This is a genomic window from Bartonella sp. AD328YNZD (assembly GCF_042196425.1).
In genome coordinates this window covers 1-5907 of sequence record NZ_JBHIQG010000144.1, presented here as the reverse complement: position 1 = coordinate 5907, position 5907 = coordinate 1, and the positions used below count along the sequence as shown (strand labels likewise).

The following is a 5907-nucleotide window of genomic DNA, read 5'->3' as shown; positions in this document are numbered from 1 at the left end:
TGTGAAGCAATAAGCAATCTCCATTATTTAAAAAATATTGCTCTAGATACTTTTGTACACGTTCCTATCATCGTTAAAATGCCTTCTTAAAGCACAACAGGAGGCGCTATAAATGAGGGCTGTAAATATAAATGATGGGATTGTGGGTCTTGGGGATGAGAAGATGGTGTCCAATCAAAGCACTCTATCCTTACTTTTATAGGCTATGACTGGAAGAGAGAGTTGGAGAGACGATTTGTGAGCAAAGAGAAAGTGTTTTGAGGTTGTTGTGTCTGCAAGGAGAAAAGACAGTGGTCGTGGTGATATTTACAAACAATAAATTTGATAAAATTTTACAATTTTGCCAAAAGCGGGTTTATTACAAAAGCTGTTGCTCATACGCGCTCACACAAAAATTATAAAGACACCCAAAAACGCTAAAAAAATCTTTGCTCTTTTTCAATAATAAGAATCTGCAAACAATGTTCAAAAAATGTTCGTTTTTTAAAAGAGAATAAAAGGATACTTTTACAGATGAGAGAAGCGTATTTATAAATTACAGCTTATCATGATTTTCGGTAAACACTATTGTTTAGAGCGCTGAGATAGAGGGCATGAAAAATTTTTCATATTAATTTTTTTTAAAGAGTGGGGTAAGTTTTTAGGGTAGAGTCTATCAAGTAAGCTGCATAAGGGACTCAAGCAAGCGAGCACCATTATTAATCTTTGCCAGCGTATATTCTTTTGTCAGCGCTCCAATGTTGTGACAGTTCTTGGAACTTAAAGGGGCAAGAGAGGCTCTTGCTCCTTTCTTGTACAATTTCACTCCACACACCAACCCCACTTGTGATGTGCAAGCAAAAGATTTTGTTTGATTCACTATGAGAGTTCAGCATAAGAAAATCCTATGGTATTAGGATTTCTCACGAAAAATAATAAATTATCTTTATAATAAACAACATGACGGTTTTATTATGAAGAGAGTTCTTTATACACCTTAATCATAGAGATTAACTTGGCATCGTTTTATATTCTGTACATAGAAGCGTTTTTATAAAAATGATCTACCTTATGCAGAAAAAAGAACAACCTGTAATTCAAAAAGAAACTGCCTCAATTCTTGCTCCTCTTTTTCATCTTAATTCTTATCCCTCTTTTTTCCATGAGCCCTTAAATTAATAATCCTCTGCCTGTAAAGCGCGGTATTCACGCCCAAGTACTGCTGCCCAAGTACTGCTCTTGTATCAAGATCACTCACTCAGGTGAAAATTGGAGTTTTGCGAGATAGGCATAAACGCCATTTTTTGCCACAAGTTCGGCATGGGTTCCTTCTTCCACAAGAGCGCCTTTATCCATTACAAGAATACGATCTGCTTTTAAAATTGTTGCCAAACGGTGCGCAATGACCAATGTTGTTCGATTTTGCATCAACCCGTCTAAGGCGTCTTGCACCAACTTTTCACTGTTTGCATCCAAAGCAGATGTTGCTTCATCAAGCAGCAAGAGGGGTGCATTTCTTAAAATTGCCCGCGCAATACCAATGCGTTGTTTTTGCCCCCCAGAAAGCATGGTACCGCGTTCTCCTCCTTGCGTATCCAAGCCATCTGGTAAAGCTTGAATAAATTCAAGTGCATTAGCCGCTTTAGCAGCAGCAAGGATTTCCTCTTCATGGGTATTTTCAGTTCCAAAAATAATATTATCGCGCAATGTTCCATCAAAAATGGCGACATCTTGTGGAACATAGGAAATTGCACTGCGTAAATCTTGTAAAGAAAGGCGATTAATTTCCATGCCATCCAACCGAATTGTTCCACTTATTGGATCATAAAAACGAAGGATCAAAGAAAAAATGCTGCTTTTTCCTGCTCCGGAAGCCCCAACAAAAGCAACCGTTTCGCCTGCTTTTACAGAAAATGAAAGTGAGCGTAAAACCTTCTCTTGTGGTCTAGAGGGATAGGTAAAATCAACCTGATCAAAAACAAGTTCACCTCGAACAGGTTGCTCTAATGATAAAGCATTTTTAGGAGCTACAATAGCAGGTTTTTCTTGTAACAATTCGGCAAGCCGTTCAGCAGCGCCTGCTGCTTGGATTAATTCTGCTCCCAGTTCCGATAATTGCGCAAAAGTAGAAGCTCCAAAAACCGCATAAAGGACAAATTGTCCTAAGGTCCCTCCTGTCATCGTTCCATTCAAAACATCACGCGATCCAATCCATAAAACAGCAACCACACTGCTAAAAACCAAAAAAATTGCAAACCCCGTAAAAAAGGAGCGCAAGATTACAGAAGCACGTGCTGTTTGAAAAGCACGTTCTATCAATTGTGAAAAACGTATTGTAACGAGTTTTTCAGCGGTAAAAGCTTGCACAGTGCGAATAGCACTTACCTGCTCTGTAGCAACAGCATTGGCATCTGCGAGACGATCTTGCGCCGCGCGGGTACGAGAGCGAACTTTACGTCCAAAGACTACCAAGGGAATGGCCACAATAGGAATAGCAGCCAGAACCAGCAAAGATAATTTGGCATTGGTGATCACCATCATCACGACAGCTCCGATCACGATAATCAACTGACGCAAAGCAGTAGAGGCGGTCGAACCAACGGCTAATTTTATTTGTGTTGTATCGGTTAGAAGCCTTGAAACAATCTCTCCTGAATGTGACCGATCAAAAAAAGCAGGAGAGAGTCTCATAATATGAACAAACACATCACGCCGTAAATCGGCAACAATCCGTTCTCCCAAGGTGATAACACAGTAATAACGTCCAGCTGAAGCAAATGCGAGAAACAAGGCTAAGATAAACAAAATTCCAAAGTAAAAATTGATATGTCCATGGCTTGAAGTAGAAAACCCATGATCAAACATTTGTCGGATAGCCACTGGCAAAGCTAATGTGATCAGAGCAGCAACAGACAAAGCAATAAAGGCAAAGATAAACAACCAACGATAGCGCAAAAGATAAGGAACAAAAATTGCAAGCGAAGAGAATGAAGATTTTTTATGGGAAGATTTCGTAGATTTTTCTGAATGATAATGTAACATTATAAAATTTCGCTCACTCTATTAAATGATTTATAACACTTGATACAATGATGTATCTTGAACACTTGTTTTTTGATGCGTGCTCAGCTATAGAAATAAATACTTTAAATCAGTGTATCAAAAAGACAAAGGAAGCGCACTTAAAAAAATGAGTAAGTGTTCTTTCATTCTATAAACGCAAAAGGTTTGACGCATGAAAGCGAATATTCATCCCAACTATCACAAAATTACCGTTGTAATGACGGATGGAACCCAATATACGACGCGTTCCACTTGGGGAAAAGAAGGTGATACCCTTAATCTAGATATTGACCCAAGAACGCATCCAGCATGGACAGGTGGATCCCAAACACTTGTAGACCGTGGTGGTCGTCTTTCTAAGTTCAAAAATCGTTTTGGTAATATTGGCATGTAAAAGCCTCCTTATTATGGGGTACAAAAATTTTAAACAAAACGATTGCAAACGATGGTTTTTTTATCCTGTCAAAGAGTGCACTTTAAATTTAATTCAAAAACGCATCCAACAAAAAAAGATAGGTCTTAAACCCTTATAAATCGTAGTGGTTGCGTTTTTTTAATTCAAAAATCATTTTGAAATACACGCATACACCTCTTCTCATAGCGTATAAAAATCTCAGATAAAACGATTGCAAACAGTTCATCTTTTTTGAATTGAAAATACCCATGAAGAAGAAATTCTTGCTGCCGCTAAAGCGGACAATGCACTTGAATTTATTCAAGCTTTACCAAACGACTTTGATACGCAAGGAGGAGAACGCAGTACCATGCTTTCTGGAGGGCAAAGACAACGCATTGGTATTGCATAGGCGATTTTAAGAAATGCAGCCCTCTTACTGCAAGCCAGCACCATCACACACTTTGCCAGCTCAGAGCAATATCTTTTAAATAATGGAGATTGCTTATTGCTTCACACTTTTGTTTATTCCGTTTTTTAATGGGATTTTGTTCCTCACGGAAAACAGAACGCCGTTTTGTTACAGTTTCACAGGCTTATTTTAAAGATATATCTCTCAAAGAGCATCCAAGCTTATTTCGCGACGGCATCCATGAATGCTATAACGGTAAAGCTATTGTGCACCTGCATATTTACGCTTATGAAGAAGCAAGCCAGCACTATCACACACTTTGCCAACTCGTGGATGTTGTTACAGCCCTTAGCACTTGAGACAATTCATGAGAGGCATTTTAAATCTTTTCTTAATAGTTTTTTTATTCACGCGGACTCTCCCCGCTTGGTACGTGCAAGAAACATAGTTTCGATTGATTCACCATGGAACCGATTTTAAATGAGAGAATCCTACGGTATTCGAGATTCTCATTCAACATACAAGACAATGAATTATTATTATAAATCAAAGTATTACTACTTTATGAAACAACATTTTCTTTAGATGCAAACAGTGAAAAGTTGGTGCAAGATGCCTTAGAAGGGTTGATGCAAAATCGTACAACCTTGGTCATTGCACATCGTTTTGCAACAATTTTAAAAGCGGATCGTATTCTCGTGATGGATAAAGGCTCTCTTGTGGAAGAAGGAACACACAAAACTCATTATAAAAAATAATGTTTATGCGCATTTGGCTAAACTGCAATTCTCATCTGAGTAAGTGATCTTGATACAAGAGCAGTATCTTTAAAGGCATAAACAGCACTCTTTTCAGACAGGCTTATCAATTTGAAACTCTCATGGAAAAAAGAAAGGCAAGCTTTAAGGTGTTTTTCTTTTTTAACGGGCTGTTCTTTTTTCTGCCTGAGATGAAGCATTTTTATAAAAATACTTCATTTGTGTACAGAATATAAAATAATACCCAGTTAAATCGCTATGGACTATTAAGATGAGCAAGGAGTTCTCTTCATAACAGAACTGTCACGTTGATTTATAATGATAACGCATTGTTTTTCATGAGAGATCATGAATACCATAGGATTTTCGTATTTCAAATTTGGTTATGTTGAATCAGTTAAAACCATGTCTCTTGCATATACCAAACAGGGAAGATTGCGTGAGGTAAACACTTTAGAAAGAATAAGTCCTCTTCATGAAGCGTCTCAAGTTTTATGGGCTGTAGTAACATTAGGGGTTAGGAGAGTGTATGATGATGCCGATTTACTAAAAAAGAGCCGATAAATGAGTAGAGAGACACTTTTTATCAATTTTACAAAACAAGGTGAGCACGCAGCCATGTTTTGCTGTGTTAGGCGTTTGAGTACTTTGAACCAATATTATGGGAGTGCATTTTAAGAATTATAAGGCTTTTCTTTAAAGTGCATAAAGCATAAGAGCAATACAATTAAATACAAATTGTTTTATTTTACCAATAAAAATATCTATATTTTGTGTATTATTTTTATTAAAATATAATATGTAGTGATTTTCAAATCAGATATATACATATTGATACAATATCGAGGGATCGATAAAAGAGCTGCGTTAAATGTTGGTGAGAATAAAAGAGAGCAAGAATGGAAGAAGACATAAAATTGGCAATAGCTTTCAGAATAGCTACAATTAAGGTCATGTGGAAATGGGGGAAAAAATATGGGAGTGTAAGATGCGGTGTTATGATTTTCTGCATCATATTGATGGGAATGTGGTGGTATTTGGGATACTCAGTGGATTTTTTGTTCGGTTTGGCAATGATAGTGTGTTGTGGGGGAAGCTTAATGCTTGCATTGGCAATTTATCAGAACAAGCATTTAACTAAACAACTTGAGCAAAAAGAGCAAGAGTGCGCTGGACATAAAGATATTATTGCACAAAGGGAACAGAAGTGTCTTCAATTGACTGAACAACTTGAGCAAAAAGAGCAAGAGTGCGCTGGACATAAAGATATTATTGCACAAGGGGAACAGAAGTGTCTTCAA

3 protein-coding genes and 3 pseudogenes are annotated in these 5907 nt (G+C 37.4%); 4 read left to right on the top strand and 2 right to left on the bottom strand.

Annotated elements, in window-relative coordinates:
* Positions 1 to 1233: 1233 nt before the first annotated feature.
* Positions 1234 to 3024: an ABC transporter transmembrane domain-containing protein gene (locus tag ACFIO3_RS07500; protein ID WP_375704267.1), complete on the bottom strand. Its 1791-nt coding sequence runs from the start codon at positions 3022 to 3024 to the stop codon at positions 1234 to 1236.
* A gap of 190 nt (positions 3025 to 3214) precedes the next feature.
* Here ACFIO3_RS07500 and rpmE point away from each other — a divergent pair, with 190 nt between their 5' ends.
* Positions 3215 to 3436 carry a 50S ribosomal protein L31 gene (gene rpmE, locus ACFIO3_RS07495; RefSeq protein ID WP_005774581.1) on the top strand — a complete coding sequence of 74 codons (222 nt, stop codon included), beginning with the start codon at positions 3215 to 3217 and terminating at the stop codon, positions 3434 to 3436.
* Between the two features lie 473 nt (positions 3437 to 3909).
* Here rpmE and ACFIO3_RS07490 read toward each other — a convergent pair.
* Positions 3910 to 4094: pseudogene (locus ACFIO3_RS07490) on the bottom strand (integrase); the annotation flags it as partial.
* 305 nt (positions 4095 to 4399) lie between these two features.
* Here ACFIO3_RS07490 and ACFIO3_RS07485 point away from each other — a divergent pair.
* The 3 genes and pseudogenes from ACFIO3_RS07485 to ACFIO3_RS07475 all read left to right on the top strand — a co-directional run.
* A pseudogene (locus ACFIO3_RS07485) lies at positions 4400 to 4649 on the top strand (ABC transporter); the annotation flags it as partial.
* A gap of 362 nt (positions 4650 to 5011) precedes the next feature.
* Positions 5012 to 5170: a hypothetical protein gene (locus tag ACFIO3_RS07480; protein ID WP_375614078.1), complete on the top strand. Its 159-nt coding sequence runs from the start codon at positions 5012 to 5014 to the stop codon at positions 5168 to 5170.
* 335 nt (positions 5171 to 5505) lie between these two features.
* Positions 5506 to 5907, top strand: a pseudogene (locus tag ACFIO3_RS07475) (hypothetical protein); the annotation flags it as partial.